The organism is Serratia sp. CY38905 (assembly GCF_052168875.1).
In the GTDB taxonomy this organism is placed as follows: domain Bacteria; phylum Pseudomonadota; class Gammaproteobacteria; order Enterobacterales; family Enterobacteriaceae; genus Serratia; species Serratia sarumanii.
This window is the reverse complement of sequence record NZ_JBJNLV010000008.1, coordinates 22,694-36,791: the sequence shown is the minus strand read 5'-3', so window position 1 is coordinate 36,791 and position 14,098 is coordinate 22,694. Positions and strand designations below refer to the sequence as shown.

14 protein-coding genes are annotated in these 14,098 nt (G+C 60.9%); 7 read left to right on the top strand and 7 right to left on the bottom strand.

Annotated elements, in window-relative coordinates; all coding sequences use genetic code 11:
• Positions 1-58: 58 nt before the first annotated feature.
• Both ACJ8MK_RS17050 and ACJ8MK_RS17045 read right to left on the bottom strand, forming a co-directional pair.
• Complete coding sequence (locus ACJ8MK_RS17050) at positions 59-1,366, bottom strand: 6-phospho-beta-glucosidase (RefSeq protein WP_060443795.1); 1,308 nt, start codon at positions 1,364-1,366, stop codon at positions 59-61.
• Positions 1,363-1,701: a PTS lactose/cellobiose transporter subunit IIA gene (locus tag ACJ8MK_RS17045; RefSeq protein ID WP_033638609.1), complete on the bottom strand. Its 339-nt coding sequence runs from the start codon at positions 1,699-1,701 to the stop codon at positions 1,363-1,365. The genes ACJ8MK_RS17050 and ACJ8MK_RS17045 overlap by 4 nt, the downstream gene beginning before the upstream one ends.
• A 353-nt stretch (positions 1,702-2,054) precedes the next feature.
• Here ACJ8MK_RS17045 and ppiA point away from each other — a divergent pair, with 353 nt between their 5' ends.
• The 3 genes from ppiA (at position 2,055) to btsR (ending at position 5,191) form a co-directional block, all read left to right on the top strand.
• Positions 2,055-2,624, top strand: coding sequence for a peptidylprolyl isomerase A (gene ppiA / locus ACJ8MK_RS17040; RefSeq protein ID WP_033636286.1), 570 nt, complete (start codon positions 2,055-2,057; stop codon positions 2,622-2,624).
• 156 nt (positions 2,625-2,780) lie between these two features.
• Positions 2,781-4,466, top strand: coding sequence for a sensor histidine kinase (locus tag ACJ8MK_RS17035; protein WP_101427475.1), 1,686 nt, complete (start codon positions 2,781-2,783; stop codon positions 4,464-4,466).
• A complete protein-coding gene (btsR, locus tag ACJ8MK_RS17030; protein ID WP_442517916.1) occupies positions 4,466-5,191 on the top strand; it encodes a two-component system response regulator BtsR in 726 nt (241 codons plus the stop codon). The genes ACJ8MK_RS17035 and btsR overlap by 1 nt, the downstream gene beginning before the upstream one ends.
• Positions 5,192-5,307: 116 nt before the next feature.
• Here btsR and ACJ8MK_RS17025 read toward each other — a convergent pair whose 3' ends face one another.
• Both ACJ8MK_RS17025 and ACJ8MK_RS17020 read right to left on the bottom strand, forming a co-directional pair.
• Entirely contained in the window at positions 5,308-5,469 is a 162-nt protein-coding gene (locus ACJ8MK_RS17025; protein WP_223915493.1) for a type II toxin-antitoxin system RelE/ParE family toxin, read from the bottom strand.
• 17 nt (positions 5,470-5,486) lie between these two features.
• Complete coding sequence (locus ACJ8MK_RS17020) at positions 5,487-5,756, bottom strand: hypothetical protein (RefSeq protein ID WP_033654862.1); 270 nt, start codon at positions 5,754-5,756, stop codon at positions 5,487-5,489.
• 210 nt (positions 5,757-5,966) lie between these two features.
• Between ACJ8MK_RS17020 and ACJ8MK_RS17015 the strand changes: the two genes are divergently transcribed.
• The 3 genes from ACJ8MK_RS17015 (at position 5,967) to argD (ending at position 9,490) form a co-directional block, all read left to right on the top strand.
• A complete protein-coding gene (locus ACJ8MK_RS17015) occupies positions 5,967-7,493 on the top strand; it encodes a helicase HerA-like domain-containing protein (protein ID WP_039569209.1) in 1,527 nt (508 codons plus the stop codon).
• A 72-nt stretch (positions 7,494-7,565) separates the two neighbouring features.
• A complete protein-coding gene (locus ACJ8MK_RS17010) occupies positions 7,566-8,141 on the top strand; it encodes an aminodeoxychorismate synthase component II (protein WP_033636278.1) in 576 nt (191 codons plus the stop codon).
• Between the two features lie 131 nt (positions 8,142-8,272).
• Positions 8,273-9,490: a bifunctional acetylornithine/succinyldiaminopimelate transaminase gene (gene argD / locus ACJ8MK_RS17005; RefSeq protein ID WP_442517915.1), complete on the top strand. Its 1,218-nt coding sequence runs from the start codon at positions 8,273-8,275 to the stop codon at positions 9,488-9,490.
• Between the two features lie 40 nt (positions 9,491-9,530).
• On the opposite strand, the gene ACJ8MK_RS17000 is transcribed toward argD, so the two are convergent.
• Together ACJ8MK_RS17000 and crp are read right to left on the bottom strand one after the other, a co-directional pair.
• Positions 9,531-11,609, bottom strand: coding sequence for a YccS/YhfK family putative transporter (locus ACJ8MK_RS17000; RefSeq protein WP_033649309.1), 2,079 nt, complete (start codon positions 11,607-11,609; stop codon positions 9,531-9,533).
• Positions 11,610-11,660: 51 nt separating this feature from the next.
• Positions 11,661-12,293, bottom strand: a complete 633-nt coding sequence (crp, locus tag ACJ8MK_RS16995) for a cAMP-activated global transcriptional regulator CRP (RefSeq protein ID WP_004090925.1) — start codon at positions 12,291-12,293, stop codon at positions 11,661-11,663.
• A gap of 382 nt (positions 12,294-12,675) precedes the next feature.
• On the opposite strand from crp, the gene ACJ8MK_RS16990 reads away from it, so the two are divergent.
• Positions 12,676-13,083, top strand: a complete 408-nt coding sequence (locus ACJ8MK_RS16990) for an OsmC family protein (protein ID WP_004930372.1) — start codon at positions 12,676-12,678, stop codon at positions 13,081-13,083.
• 38 nt (positions 13,084-13,121) lie between these two features.
• Here the strand turns inward: ACJ8MK_RS16990 and ACJ8MK_RS16985 are convergent, their stop codons facing one another.
• Positions 13,122-13,991, bottom strand: coding sequence for a phosphoribulokinase (locus tag ACJ8MK_RS16985; protein WP_004930374.1), 870 nt, complete (start codon positions 13,989-13,991; stop codon positions 13,122-13,124).
• Between the last annotated feature and the right edge of the window lie 107 nt (positions 13,992-14,098).

Sequence of the window (14,098 nt, the reverse complement as noted above, 5' to 3'; positions counted from 1 at the left end):
TTACGGCTAAAAAAATGGGTTCGGCGCGCCGAACCCCTGTCTGGCTGCGTATAGCCGCTTACCTGAACTGCGGCAAATACGGCGCGTTTATCGTCAACACCTCTTCCAGCAGCGGCTGCGCCAGGTTGGCGTTGCCCACCAACGGGTTGGCGATCAGCGCCAGCAACCCGCTGCGGCGATCGCCGTGCACCGCCGCCTCGATGGTCAGGCGTTCGTAGGCTTTCACCTGCTGCGTCAGGGCCTGCATCGGCTCTGGCAGCGGGCCGAAGGTCAGCGGGTGCGCGCCCTGAGCATCAACGATACAGTTGATTTCTATCACAGCATCGTCCGGCAGGCCATGGATAGCGCCGCGGTTTGCGGTGTTGACCACTAATTGCGTGCCGAGATTATTATGGATAGCACGAATCAGCTCCAGCGCAACTTCGGAATAGAAAGAACCGCCGCGGAAGCTGAGCTGCTCCGGTTTCGTGTTCAGCTGCGGATCGGCATACAGCTCGAACAGCTCTTTCTCCACCTGCATCACCTGCTCGGCGCGGGTGCCGCGCTCGCCGGCGGCGGCCATCTCTTCCGCCAGCATCTCGCGGGTCTGGTAAAAATAGCGGTGGTAGGGGCAGGGGATGGCGCCGAGCGCGCGCAGGAAGTCCGGCTGCCAGGGCTCTTCCTTGATGTTGTTCATGGTCAGCGCCGCGCCGTCGCACAGCATGTCGATCACCTTGGCGGTGACGTCGCGCCCCTGCTGCGTGGCCTGATGCACCCAGACCATGTGGTTCAGGCCGGCGAAGCGCAGCTGCACGTCGGCGTAAGGCGCCTGCAGCATGTTGGCGATCATGTGATGCATGCTGATCGGCACGTTGCACAGGCCGATGATCTTCGCTTTGGTAAAGCGGGACACCGCCTCGGTGACGATGCCGGCCGGGTTGGTGAAGTTGATGATCCAGGCGTCCGGCGCCAGTTTTTCCACCCGGCGAGCGATGTCCAGCATCACCGGGATGGTGCGCAGCGCCTTGGCGAAGCCGCCGACGCCGGTGGTCTCCTGGCCGAGCAGCTGGTATTTCAGGCCCAGCCGTTCGTCGGCGGCGCGCGCCGGCAGTTGCCCGACGCGGAACTGGGTCAGCACGAAGGCGGCGCCGCGAATGGCGTCGTCCAGCGCGAAGTGCACGCTGACCTTCACCTGCTCCAGCCCGTGGCGCGCCAGCATGCGGCGGGTCAGGGCGGCGATGGTTTCCACTTTTTGCCGGCCCGGTTCGACGTCCACCAGCGCCAGCTCGGTGACCGGCAGCTCCTCGATGCGCTGGATCAGCCCATCGACCAGTTCGGGGGTGTAGCTGCTGCCGCCGCCGATCACGGCGATTTTAAGCGTGCTCATGGGCGGCCCTCCGTCTGCGACTGACGGCGATAGAGCTCGATCATGTCGTCGGCCAGATCCTGGATCACCATGGCGTTCATCAGATGATCCTGCGCATGCACGGTGATCAGGTTGATCGCCAGTTTGCCGCAGCCTTCGTCCAGGCCGATCAGCTCGGTCTGGATCAGGTGTGCTTTCTTCACCCACTCTTTGGACTCAGCCATGTGCTTGGCCGCGGCGGCGAAGTCGCCGGCGCGCGCTTGCCGCAGCGCCGTCAACGCATTGCTGCGCGCGCTGCCGGAGAACACCAGCAGTTCCATGATGGTGCTTTCAAACTCGGGGCTGACTTCAGTCATCAGTTCACTCACGTCATTTCTCCAGGGGTTGCGCGGCGACGCCGCCGTGGGATGCTTCAGTATCCGCTCTTTTTATAATGAGAGCGCTCTCATTTATATAGAGTAACGGCAATGCGTGTGCAAACTGGGAGGCAGATCGCAAAAACCAACCCAGGGCGGCGCGGGGCAAAAAATGCGTGATGCGGTTGGCAAAAAAGCCTTCTGCGCCCATACTTTCCGCAGCAAAATTCAGGGCCGCCTAGGATATGTCCCGTAATTGGGTAAATATAGGTAAATGGCTGGTACTTGCCGATATAGCTCTTTAGAATCAAAGCGCTTTTCCGTTGTTTGTCTCTCAGAGAAAGGACCCGTTAATGTTCAAACGTACTTTAGTGACCTTCGTCGCGCTGTGTTCCCTCACAGCGATGGCGCCAGCCGCACTCGCCGCCGGTGAGACCCACGTCATGCTGACGACCTCGGCGGGGAATATCGAGTTGGCGCTCGACAGCCAGAAGGCACCGGTTTCCACCCAGAACTTCGTCGATTACGTGAACAGCGGGTACTACAACAACACCATTTTCCATCGCGTGATCCCTGGCTTTATGATCCAGGGCGGCGGTTTCACCGCTGACATGCAGCAAAAATCCACCAAGGCGCCGATCAAGAACGAAGCCGACAACGGCTTGCGCAACCTGCGCGGCACCATCTCGATGGCGCGCACCGCCGACAAGGACAGCGCCACCAGCCAGTTCTTCCTGAACGTGGCGGATAACGCCTTCCTGGATCACGGCCAGCGTGACTTCGGCTACGCGGTGTTCGGCAAAGTGGTGAAAGGCATGGACGTGGTGGACAAAATTGCCCAGGTGCCGACCGGCAACGTCGGCCCTTACCAGAATGTGCCGACCAAACCGGTGGTGATTCTGTCGGCCAAGGTGCTGCCGTAAGTTTTTTGGCCGATCCCGTTGGGGTCGGCCGCTCCTTCCTCCCGAAGCCTTGCCTTCATCACTGTTTTCTCCCGCGCCTCATGCTCTAATCGGCAGACAATAATCAGACCGGAAATCCGGCGTTCGCCCTTTGTTGTCTCTGGATGAGTTGCTGCCATGTATGAATTTAACCAGGTGCTGTTGCTGTTGCAGCAGATGTGCGTCTATCTCGTTATCGCCTATCTGCTGAGCAAAACCCCGCTGTTCATCCCGCTGATGCAGGTGACCATCCGCCTGCCGCACAAGCTGCTGTGCTACGTGATCTTCTCGGTGTTCTGCATCATGGGCACCTACTTCGGGCTGCACATTCAGGATTCGATCGCCAACACCCGCGCGATAGGCGCGGTCCTGGGCGGGTTGCTGGGCGGGCCGTCGGTGGGCTTTCTGGTCGGGCTGACCGGCGGTCTGCACCGGTATACGCTCGGCGGCATGACCGACGTGGCCTGCGCGATCTCCACGGTGTCGGAAGGCCTGGTCGGCGGCATCGTACACAGCATCGCCATGCGCCGCGGGCGCATCGAGCTGCTGTTCAATCCGCTGTTCGTCGGCGGCGTGGCGCTGGTGGCGGAAGTGCTGCAGATGGCGATCATCCTGGCGGTGGCGCGCCCCTACGACGAAGCGTTGCAGCTGGTGGAGCACATCGCGCTGCCGATGATGATCGCCAATACCGTCGGCGCGGCGATGTTCATGCAAATCCTGCTGGATAGGCGCGCGATGTTCGAAAAATACACCAGCGCCTTCTCTTCCAAGGCGCTGAAGATCGCCGAGCGCACCGAGGGCATCCTGCGGCAGGGCTTCGATCAGGAGAACAGCATGAAGGTCGCCCGGGTGATCTATCAGGAGCTGGGCATCGGCGCGGTGGCGATCACCGATCGCGACAAGCTGCTGGCGTTTATCGGCATCGGCGACGACCACCACCTGCCGGGCACGCCGATCGCCTCGGTGCATTCGCATCGCGCCATCGACAACAACGAGGTGGTGTACGCCGACGGTAATCAGCTCTCTTACTGCTGCTCGATCAATCCTACCTGCAAGCTGGGATCGACGCTGGTGATCCCGCTGCGCGGCGAAAATCAGCGGGTGATCGGCACCATCAAGCTGTATGAGCCGAAAAGCCAGCTGTTCAGCACCATCAACCGTACGCTGGGCGAAGGCATCGCCAGCCTGCTGTCGGCGCAGATCATGGCCGGACAGTACGAGCGCCACAAGCAGCTGCTGGCGCAGTCGGAGATCAAGCTGCTGCATGCGCAGGTCAATCCGCATTTCCTGTTCAATGCCTTGAATACTCTGGTGGCGGTGATCCGCCGCGATGGCGAACGCGCCTGCGATCTGGTGCAGTCTCTCTCGACCTTCTTTCGTAAAAACCTCAAACGCTCGGATGACGAAGTCAGCCTGGCGGACGAGATTGAACACGTGAACGCCTACCTGCAGATCGAGAAAGCGCGCTTCGCCGATCGGCTGGAGATCGCGGTATCGCTGCCGGAGGCGCTGTTGGCGGTGCGGCTGCCGGCGTTCTCGCTGCAGCCGATCGTCGAGAACGCCATCAAGCATGGCACCTCGCATCTGCTGGGCGTGGGCCGCATCGAAATCGGCGCCTGCTGCGAAGGGGAGCATCTGCTGCTGCAGGTGACGGACAACGCCGGGCTGTTCCAGCCGAAGCCGAACTGCAGCGGGCTGGGGATGAACCTGGTGGATAAACGCATTCGCGTGCGCTACGGCGAAGGCTATGGCGTGCAGGTGGATTGCCGACCGGACGCCTACACCCGCATTACGCTCAATGTTCCCATGGAGAGGGCCGCCTGATGTTAAACGCACTGATTGTTGACGATGAACCTTCCGCCCGCGACAACCTGCGCCATCTGCTGGAGGCCGAAGCGGAGATCGCGATTATCGGCGAATGCGCCAACGCCATTGAAGCCATCAGCCAGATCCACCGGCTGCAGCCGGACGTGGTGTTTCTCGATATCCAGATGCCGCGCATCAGCGGGCTGGAAATGGTCGGCATGCTGGATCCCAACCGCATGCCGCACATCGTGTTTCTGACCGCCTACGACGAATACGCGGTGCAGGCGTTCGAGGAGCACGCCTTCGACTACCTGTTGAAGCCGGCGGAGCCGAAGCGGCTGAGCAAGACGCTGCAACGCCTGCGGCAGCGCACTGCGCCGCAGGACGTGACGGCGCTGGAAGAGAGCGCCGGTTACCTGAAATACATTCCCTGCACCGGCCACAGCCGCATCTATCTGCTGCGCTTCGACGAAGTGCTGGCGATCCGCTCCAAACTGAGCGGGGTCTTCGTGGTGCGCAGCGACGGCATGGAGTGTTTCACCGAGCTGACGCTGCGCACGCTGGAAAGCCGTACGCCGCTGGTGCGCTGCCATCGGCAGTATCTGGTCAATCTGGAGCAGGTGCGCGAGATCCGCTTCGAAGAGGGCGGCGCGGCGGAGATGATCATGTCGGCCGGCGATCCGGTGCCGGTCAGCCGGCGCTATTTGAAAGCGCTGAAGGAGCAGCTGGGGCTGCGGCGGTGACTATGCCGGCGGCCACCGACGGCGAGTATGCACGATGGCCAATACGATGACGCGTTGAGCCGCCCATTCATAGACCAGCAAATAGGACGGGGAGATGACCAGCTCGCGCGTACCGGCTATCCGCCCCGTTTTCCCGCTGGCGGATGATGCACGAGGCGTGCCGCCGCGTCAGCGATTTTTGCATCATTTTCTGCGGCGGCGGCCGGATTTTTAAGTTCCAACCATTCATAAATCGCCAGACGATCGGCGATGGCGGGTTCCGTCCATGTCAGTTTCACAAAAGTCCTTTTGTGTTTTATCGCGTTGATTTGGCTCTGCGTTCGGCGAAATAAGCGGCCACCTCTTCATCGTCGGCGAATTTGCCTTCACGCAACGCCTTGCGGCTTACCTCGACCTTTTCCTTTAACCACTGGTTGTACTCTTCCTGTTGCGCCTGGCGGCTGACAAACTCGCGCATGAAATCACGCAGCAGTTGCGAAGCCGTGCGATCGGCGGCCTTTGCCGCGCTGGCGAAAGCGGTTTTTAACTCTTCATCCACGCGGATTACCACGGTAGATTCAGACATGGTATTTACCTCGTATATACAGCGTAATGCTCACTATAGCACTGGTGCTTTATTGTTCAAGCAAAGGCGCTTTGACGCTAAGCGCAATCTGAATTCATCAGGCCCCGACGGCACCCATTTTGTTTGTCCTTGACGGGGTTACGCGGCGCTTATAGCTTTATTGCATCCACAGGCGCGTTTCGCGCCGCGTCAGCGTCAAAGGAACAGAAAATGAGTGAACCACGGATTATCGCCAAAGCGATGAAAGACGGAAAACCGGAGCAGGATCTGGTGATTTTGCCGGCGTTGGCCAACCGCCACGGGCTGATCACCGGGGCAACCGGCACCGGCAAGACGGTGACGCTGCAGAAAATGGCCGAACAGTTCTCGCGCATCGGCGTGCCGGTGTTCCTGGCGGACGTGAAGGGCGATCTGTCCGGCATCGGCGCCGAGGGCGTGCCTTCCGAGAAACTGCAGGCGCGCCTGGCGGCGATCGGCGTCAGCGACTGGCAGCCGCAGGCCTGCACCATTATCCCGTGGGATATTTACGGCGAAAAGGGCCACCCGATCCGCGCCACGATTTCCGATCTCGGGCCGCTGCTGCTGGGGCGCCTGTTGGATCTGAACGAGGTGCAAAGCGGCGTGCTGCAGCTGGTGTTCAAGATCGCCGATGACAACGCGCTGCTGTTGCTGGACATGAAGGATCTGCGCACCATGCTGCAGTTCGTCGGCGACAACGCCAAACAATTCCAGACCCAGTACGGCAATATCTCTGCCGCGTCGATCGGCGCCATTCAGCGCGGGTTGCTGACGCTGGAAGAGCAGGGCGCTGACCAGTTCTTCGGCGAGCCGATGCTCGACATCAACGATCTGATGAAAACCGACGCCAACGGCCACGGCGTGATCAACCTGCTGGCGGCGGACAAGCTGATCAATCAGCCGAAGTTGTATTCGGTGTTCCTGCTGTGGCTGCTGGCTGAGCTGTTCGAGCACCTGCCGGAAGTGGGCGACCCTGAACAGCCGAAGCTGGTGTTCTTCTTCGATGAGGCGCACCTGCTGTTCAACGACGCGCCGGCGGCGCTGCTGACCAAGATCGAACAGGTGGTGCGCCTGATCCGCTCCAAAGGCGTCGGCATTTACTTTGTCACCCAGAACCCGCTGGACATCCCGGACAGCGTGCTGGGCCAGCTGGGTAACCGCGTGCAGCATGCGCTGCGCGCCTTCACGCCGCGCGATCAGAAGGCGGTGAAGACGGCGGCGCAAACCCTGCGCGCCAATCCGGCCTTCGATGCCGAAACGGCGATCACCGAGCTGGGCGTGGGTGAAGCGCTGGTGTCATTCCTCGACGAGAAGGGCCGGCCGAACGTGGTGGAGCGGGCGATGGTGATCGCGCCGGAATCCAAAATGGGCATGCTCGGCGCGGAAGGGCTGAACAGTGCGATCAACAAGTCGCCGCTGTATGGCCGCTATGAGGATATGATCGACCGCGAGTCCGCCTACGAGAAACTGTCGTCGGGCGGTTTTGCCACCGTCGGCACCCCGCAGCAGGGGCAGCAACCGCAGGCGCAACAGCAACAACAGCAGGCGGGCGGCGGCCTGATGGACGGCCTGAACGAGCTGCTGTTCGGTTCCACCGGCCCGCGCGGCGGCAAGCGCGACGGCATCGTCCAGACCGCTGCCAAGAGCATGGCGCGCGATCTCGGCCGCCAGATCCTGCGCGGCGTGCTGGGCTCGATCACCGGCGGCCGTAAAAAGTAAGCGGAAATTATCGTCGGCAGCGGCGGGTTAAATCAGTACACTGTGGCGGCATTTTTCTCTGCCGGACCTAACATGCTGCTGCTGATCGATAACTACGACTCCTTTACCTATAACCTTTACCAGTACTTCTGCGAATTGGGCGCCGAGGTGCTGGTGAAGCGCAACGATGAGCTGCAGCTGGCCGATATCGAGCGGCTGGCGCCGCAGCATCTGGTAATTTCCCCTGGCCCCTGTACCCCGAACGAAGCGGGTATCTCGCTGGCCGCCATTCGTCATTTCGCCGGCAAGCTGCCGATCCTCGGCGTGTGCCTGGGGCACCAGGCTCTGGGGCAGGCGTTCGGCGCCGAGGTGGTGCGCGCCCGCGCGGTGATGCACGGCAAAACCTCGGCGATTCGTCATCTGGGCGTCGGCGTGTTTCGCGGCCTGAGCGATCCGCTGACCGTGACCCGCTACCACTCGCTGGTGCTGAAGGCCGATACGCTGCCGGACTGTTTTGAAGTGACCGCCTGGAGCGAACGCGACGGCGTGTGCGACGAGATTATGGGCATCCGCCACCGCACTTTGGCGCTGGAAGGCGTGCAGTTCCATCCGGAAAGCGTGCTCAGCGAGCAGGGCCATCAGCTGCTGGATAATTTCCTCCAGCGTTAATCCCGATGCGTTTTTTTTGCCCGCCAGGCGTTTTGCGTTTGCGCTTGATTGGTTTTTTATGCATATTTCGTGATTATGTTTTCAATTTGATATTACGATAGCGCTGAAAAACCTTCAGGGTGGAGCCGAAAATGACTGAAAAATCCGCAGTGAGCCGCAGCACCTTTGACCAGGTGATCCTGCCTGTTTATGCACCTGCCCAGTTTGTGCCGGTGCGCGGCCAAGGCAGCCGGGTCTGGGATCAACAGGGAAAAGAGTACATCGATTTTTCCGGCGGCATCGCGGTGACGGCGCTGGGGCATTGCCATCCGGCGCTGGTCGAGGCGCTCAAACGCCAGGGCGAAACCCTGTGGCATACCAGCAACGTCTTCACCAATGAGCCTGCGCTGCGCCTGGCGAGCAAACTGATCGACGCCACCTTCGCCGATCGGGTGTTCTTCGCCAACTCCGGCGCAGAGGCCAACGAGGCGGCGTTCAAACTGGCGCGTCATTACGCCATCACCCGCCACAGCCCTTACAAAACCAAAATCATCGCCTTCTATAACGCGTTCCACGGCCGCACGCTGTTCACCGTGTCGGTGGGCGGGCAGGCCAAATATTCCGACGGGTTCGGGCCGAAGCCGGCCGACATCGTGCACGTGCCGTTCAACGATTTGGCGGCGGTGAAGGCGGTGATGGACGACCACACCTGCGCGGTGGTGATGGAACCGATTCAGGGCGAGGGCGGCATTACGCCGGTCGATGCCGGCTTCCTCAAAGGCGTGCGCGAGCTGTGCGACCAACATCAGGCGCTGTTGGTGTTCGACGAAGTGCAAAGCGGCATGGGGCGCAGCGGCAAACTGTTCGCCTATATGCATTATGGCGTGACGCCGGACATTCTCACCACCGCCAAGGCGCTGGGCGGCGGTTTCCCGGTCAGCGCCATGCTGACTACCGAAGAGATCGCGTCGGTGATGCAGGTGGGCACCCACGGCACCACCTACGGCGGTAACCCGCTGGCCTGCGCGGTGGCGGAGGCGGCGCTGGACGTGATCAATACGCCGGAGGTGCTGAGCGGCATCGAGCAGCGTCATGCGCTGTATGTGCAGGCTTTGCAGCATATCGGCGATAAATACGGTATTTTCACCACGATTCGCGGCATGGGGTTGCTGATTGGCGCCGAGCTGACGCCGCATTATCACGGCAGAGCGCGCGACTTCCTCACCGCCGCCGCCGCGCGCGGCTTGATGATCCTCAACGCCGGGCCGAACGTGATCCGCTTCGCGCCGTCGCTGGTGGTGGAGCTGCAGGATATCGAGGCCGGCATGGCGCTGTTCGAGCTGGCGGTGCAGGATGTGATCAACGCCTGATGCCCGCGCGGCATATAACGGGGCGCGGCATGCCGCGCCCTTATTGATCGCGCAGTTTGCGCTTGAGCCAAATGCCGTGGTGCGGGCGCTGGCGCCAGGCCAGCGAAGAAATGGTGTGCATCACGCTCAGGTGCGACAGAATGCGCCGCAGATGGCGCTCCATCTCGGTAACGGGCATCTCCGGATGCAGATCCGGCGGCTGCATGATGCCGCTGTTGCCGCTGCTCGGGCCGTCGTATTCCAACCGCTGTTGGCAGCTTTGCAGCGCGATTTCACAGGCCTGCAGATACGCTTCCGCCAGTTTTGGCGTCAGCATGTAGTGTTCGCGCGCCAGAATGGTCATGGCGTTCAGGTGCTCGACGATGAACTGGCTATGCGTGACCCACAGCCGCATGTCCGCCAGATAGTCCGACGCGAACCCCGGCTCCTGCATCGCCTGATTGAGCGAGGTGAATAGCGCATTGTGCGCCTGGTTGACCTGCATGCGGGTATAGGCCAACGCGGTGGCGTCCGGTTCCGGCTGTTCCAGCATCAACCGCAGCGCGGTTTGATCGTGCTCCAGCGCCTGATGGGCATTCTTGCGCAGCAGCCCGCTTTGCCACTGCGGCCACAGCCAAATGGTGCCGCCGAACGCCAGCACGCAGCCGATCAGCGTATCGATCAGGCGCGGCACCAGAAAATGCGAGCCGTTCAGCGCCAGCAGCTGCAGGGTGTAAACCGCCGTGACCGTAAAGCCAATCACCGACAGCCCGTAGTTCTTGCGCGAAACCAGGTAGGCCAGCAGCGTGATCACCAACATGATGCTCAGCGTTTCGCCTTCCGGCAACTGCAGCTGCAGCAGCCCGGCCGCCAGCAAAAGCCCGGCAATCGTGCCCAACGCACGGTGCTGAATACGCACCCGGGTGGCGTTATACCCGTTTTGGCTCACCAGCATGATGGTGAGCAGGATCCAGTAAGGCTTCGGCAGATTGAACACCGCACCCAGGCTGCTGCCGACCGCCAGCGTCACGCCCAGCCGCGCGGCGTTGCGCAGGGCGGTGGACTTGAACGACAGATAGCTGGCCAGCGCCGGCCAAAACGGCAGGCGGTGCTGGCCGGGCATCAGGTCGCGGCGGTATAGCGGATGCTGGGTGCGCAGCAGGCGGGCGATGCGGCTGAAGTGGTAATAACAAAACTGGCCGACCGGGTTATCGGGATGCTGCGCCGCCATTTTTTCCAGCGCCGCCAGCTCGTGGGCCATGGAGAAGCGCTTCGAATGTTGATGATAGAGAATATCGTGCGCCACTACGCGCAGCCGGCCGGCGATCACCTGAGCGTTGCGGCGAATGATCGCTTCGGCCTGGCTCTGCTCCACCAGTTTTTGCACCTCTTCCGGCAGATGCAGGCTGACGGTGATGTGCTCCTGCAGGTCCATCGCCACCTGAAAGGCGCGCTGCAGGCGCTTTTGCTCGAGGTTGTTGGCGTGCGGCAGGAAATTAAGCTGTTGGTACAACAGGCTGATCAGATCCATCACCTTTTGCTGGCGCACCAGCAGCGGCGGCAGCGCGGTTTGCGGATCGGTGTGCTGGGTCAGCAGCGAGTATTTGGCTTCGAAATAGTCCGCCAGTTCCAGGTAGAGCTGGCTCAGCGTCTCGCGCATCGGCTGCTCTTTCCACAGCTTAAACCAGAACCAGGTGAATAAGCCGTACCAGACGGTGCCGATGGCGTATAGCAGCGGCGCCTGCCAGATGGGTACTGTGCCGGCCGTGCTGAGGGCGAAGATGGCGGCCACCAGCGCCGCCGGCAACAGCCGGGCGTGCAGCGGGCTGATTTCACCGGTGACGCCGAGCAGCAGCGCCAGGCCCAGCATCAGCGCCGGCAGCGGCACGTGCCACAGCAGTGCCTGTTGCAGCAGCACGCTGCTGAAGGCGAACAGCGAGCCGCCAACCACCAGCCGTTTAAAGAAGCGCTTATGCGGCGTGTCCAGACCGGCGATATTGCAGCAGGCGGGCACCAGAGAGAACATCAGGCCGAGCTGCAGCTGGCCTATCAGCAGGCCGAACAGCACCGGCAGGCACAACACCAGCGTTTGTCGCAGTGCGTAGTTGATTTCCGGGTGGTAGATCAGGCGGCGCCACATGGCAGAGAGCAGATAAAAAAAACGGCGCAGATTGCGCCGTTTCTTCAGGGATTAACGGGTGCCGTAGACGACAATGGTTTTGCCGTGGGCGGAAATCAGGTTTTGATCTTCCAGCATTTTCAGAATACGGCCAACGGTTTCGCGCGAGCAGCCGACGATCTGGCCGATCTCCTGGCGGGTGATCTTGATCTGCATGCCGTCCGGGTGAGTCATGGCGTCGGGTTGCTTCGCCAGATTCAGCAGGGTTTGCGCGATGCGGCCGGTAACGTCCAGGAAGGCGAGGTTGCCCACTTTTTCGGAGGTGACCTGCAGGCGGCTCGCCATTTGGGCGGACAGACGCATCAGGATGTCCGGGTTCACCTGGATCAGCTGGCGGAATTTCTTGTAGGAAATTTCGGCCACTTCACAGGCGGTTTTCGCGCGAACCCAGGCGCTGCGCTCCTGGCCTTCTTCGAACAATCCGAGCTCGCCGATGAAATCCCCCTGGTTGAGGTAGGACAGGATCATCTCTTTACCTTCTTCATCCTTGATCAGCACCGCGACGGAGCCTTTCACGATGTAGTAAAGCGTTTCGGCCTTTTCACCTTGGTGAATCAGCGTACTCTTCGATGGATATTTGTGGATATGGCAATGAGACAGGAACCATTCGAGAGTAGGGTCTGTTTGCGGTTTGCCGAGAACCATTCGCTGTTATCCTCTGTTGTTATCGCTGCCTTGTGTCACAGGGGTCAGAGTTCCCTGTAAAACCCGCCTGTAGCCGCAGTCATGAGCGAGGGCTACCGGCAAGTTTTGAGGCGTGTCATAAAAATACGCTGTCGCTCTAGCATATTAACTTGCCGTAAGCGCTGCAAGCTACATTCTGTTAACATACCGGTAAAGGAGCCTTTCTCTGGGCGTTTCCCTGAAATTCAGTGTCCCGGAAAGATTTATTGCGGCTCTGTTTGTAGCACAGAGTAAGGCGGGTGTCTCGTGTTGTCTCGCTTCAGCATGATTAGCATCAGGTTACGTTGCCTGTTTCTATGCGAAAGCGTACTCTGATTTTAAGAAATCAACCGGAGTGACCAGAATGCAGGCAAGAGTTAAATGGGTGGAAGGGTTAACGTTTTTGGGTGAATCGGCCTCCGGCCACCAGGTGCTGATGGACGGCAACGCCGGCGATAAAGCACCCAGCCCGATGGAGATGGTGCTGATGTCGGTGGGCGGCTGCAGCGCGATCGACGTGGTGTCCATCCTGCAAAAAGGGCGCAACGACGTGCGCGACTGCGAGGTGAAGCTGACCTCCGAGCGCCGCGAAGAAGCTCCGCGGTTGTTCACCCATATCAACCTGCATTTCATCGTTACCGGCCAGGACCTGACCGACAAGATCGTCGAGCGTGCGGTGAACCTGTCGGCGGAGAAATATTGCTCGGTGGCGCTGATGCTCAACAAGGCCGCCACGGTGACCCACAGCTTCGAGATCCGCCAACCGGCGTAATCGAGGCGGAGCGCGGCCCGGCGCCGCGCTCAACGCGTTTATTCGATCTTCTTGCCTTCCAGCAACCGCTGCACCAGCGGCGCCATGATCAGTTCCATCGCCAGCCCCATCTTGCCGCCCGGCACCACTAACGTATTGATGTGCGAGATAAACGAGCCCTGCAGCATCGCCAGCAAATAGGGGAAGTCAATTTGATCCAGCCCGCGGAAGTGGATCACCACGAAGCTTTCGTCCAGTGAGGGAATCGCCTTGGCGGCGAACGGGTTGGAGGTGTCCACCGTCGGCACGCGCTGGAAGTTGATGTGGGTGCGCGAGAACTGCGGCGTGATGTAGTTGATGTAGTCTTCCATCGAACGCACCACCGAATCCATTACCGCTTCGCGGGAGTGGCCGCGCTCGCCGGTATCGCGGATCAGTTTCTGGATCCACTCCAGGTTGACGATCGGCACCACGCCGACCAGCAGGTCGACGTGCTTGGCCACGTCATGGTGCTCGGTGACCACGCCGCCGTGCAGCCCCTCGTAAAACAGCACGTCGGTCGGCGCCGGCAGCGGTTCCCACGGGGTGAAGGTGCCCGGCACCTGATTGTAGGGCACCGCTTCGTCGTAGGTGTGCAGATACTTGCGCGAGCGGCCGGTGCCGTTCTTGCCGTAGTCGATGAAGCTCTGCTGCAGCAGGCCGAAGTCGTTGGCCTCGGGGCCGAAATAGCTGATGTGTCTGCCCAGATCGCGCGCCTTGCGGATCGCCGCGTCCATTTCCGGCCGGGTGTAGCGGTGGAAGCTGTCGCCCTCCAGCTCGGCGGCGCGGATGTTGAGCTGTTGGAATATTTTGCGGAACGCCACGCTGGTGGTGGTGGTGCCGGCGCCGCTGGAACCGGTCACCGCGATAACGGGATGTTTGGCAGACATGGTGGTTGTCACTCCGTGTTGAATGCGCCGGCGTCAGGGGATTATTGTGGCTCTTGTTGACGCTCTCTATCTCGGGAAAAAATGGCGCGCGCTGGTTTGCAATGCCC

Bases quoted from the DNA above. Each gene is read 5' to 3' on its own strand.
- btsR (WP_442517916.1), top strand. From the start codon at position 4,466: ATGTTAAACGCACTGATTGTTGACGATGAACCTTCCGCCCGCGACAAC.
- ACJ8MK_RS17015 (WP_039569209.1), top strand. From the start codon at position 5,967: ATGAGTGAACCACGGATTATCGCCAAAGCGATGAAAGACGGAAAACCG.
- ACJ8MK_RS17000 (WP_033649309.1), bottom strand. From the start codon at position 11,609: ATGTGGCGCCGCCTGATCTACCACCCGGAAATCAACTACGCACTGCGA.
- argD (WP_442517915.1), top strand. From the start codon at position 8,273: ATGACTGAAAAATCCGCAGTGAGCCGCAGCACCTTTGACCAGGTGATC.
- crp (WP_004090925.1), bottom strand. From the start codon at position 12,293: ATGGTTCTCGGCAAACCGCAAACAGACCCTACTCTCGAATGGTTCCTG.
- ACJ8MK_RS16990 (WP_004930372.1), top strand. From the start codon at position 12,676: ATGCAGGCAAGAGTTAAATGGGTGGAAGGGTTAACGTTTTTGGGTGAA.
- ACJ8MK_RS16985 (WP_004930374.1), bottom strand. From the start codon at position 13,991: ATGTCTGCCAAACATCCCGTTATCGCGGTGACCGGTTCCAGCGGCGCC.
- ppiA (WP_033636286.1), top strand. From the start codon at position 2,055: ATGTTCAAACGTACTTTAGTGACCTTCGTCGCGCTGTGTTCCCTCACA.
- ACJ8MK_RS17035 (WP_101427475.1), top strand. From the start codon at position 2,781: ATGTATGAATTTAACCAGGTGCTGTTGCTGTTGCAGCAGATGTGCGTC.
- ACJ8MK_RS17020 (WP_033654862.1), bottom strand. From the start codon at position 5,756: ATGTCTGAATCTACCGTGGTAATCCGCGTGGATGAAGAGTTAAAAACC.
- ACJ8MK_RS17010 (WP_033636278.1), top strand. From the start codon at position 7,566: ATGCTGCTGCTGATCGATAACTACGACTCCTTTACCTATAACCTTTAC.
- ACJ8MK_RS17050 (WP_060443795.1), bottom strand. From the start codon at position 1,366: ATGAGCACGCTTAAAATCGCCGTGATCGGCGGCGGCAGCAGCTACACC.
- ACJ8MK_RS17045 (WP_033638609.1), bottom strand. From the start codon at position 1,701: ATGACTGAAGTCAGCCCCGAGTTTGAAAGCACCATCATGGAACTGCTG.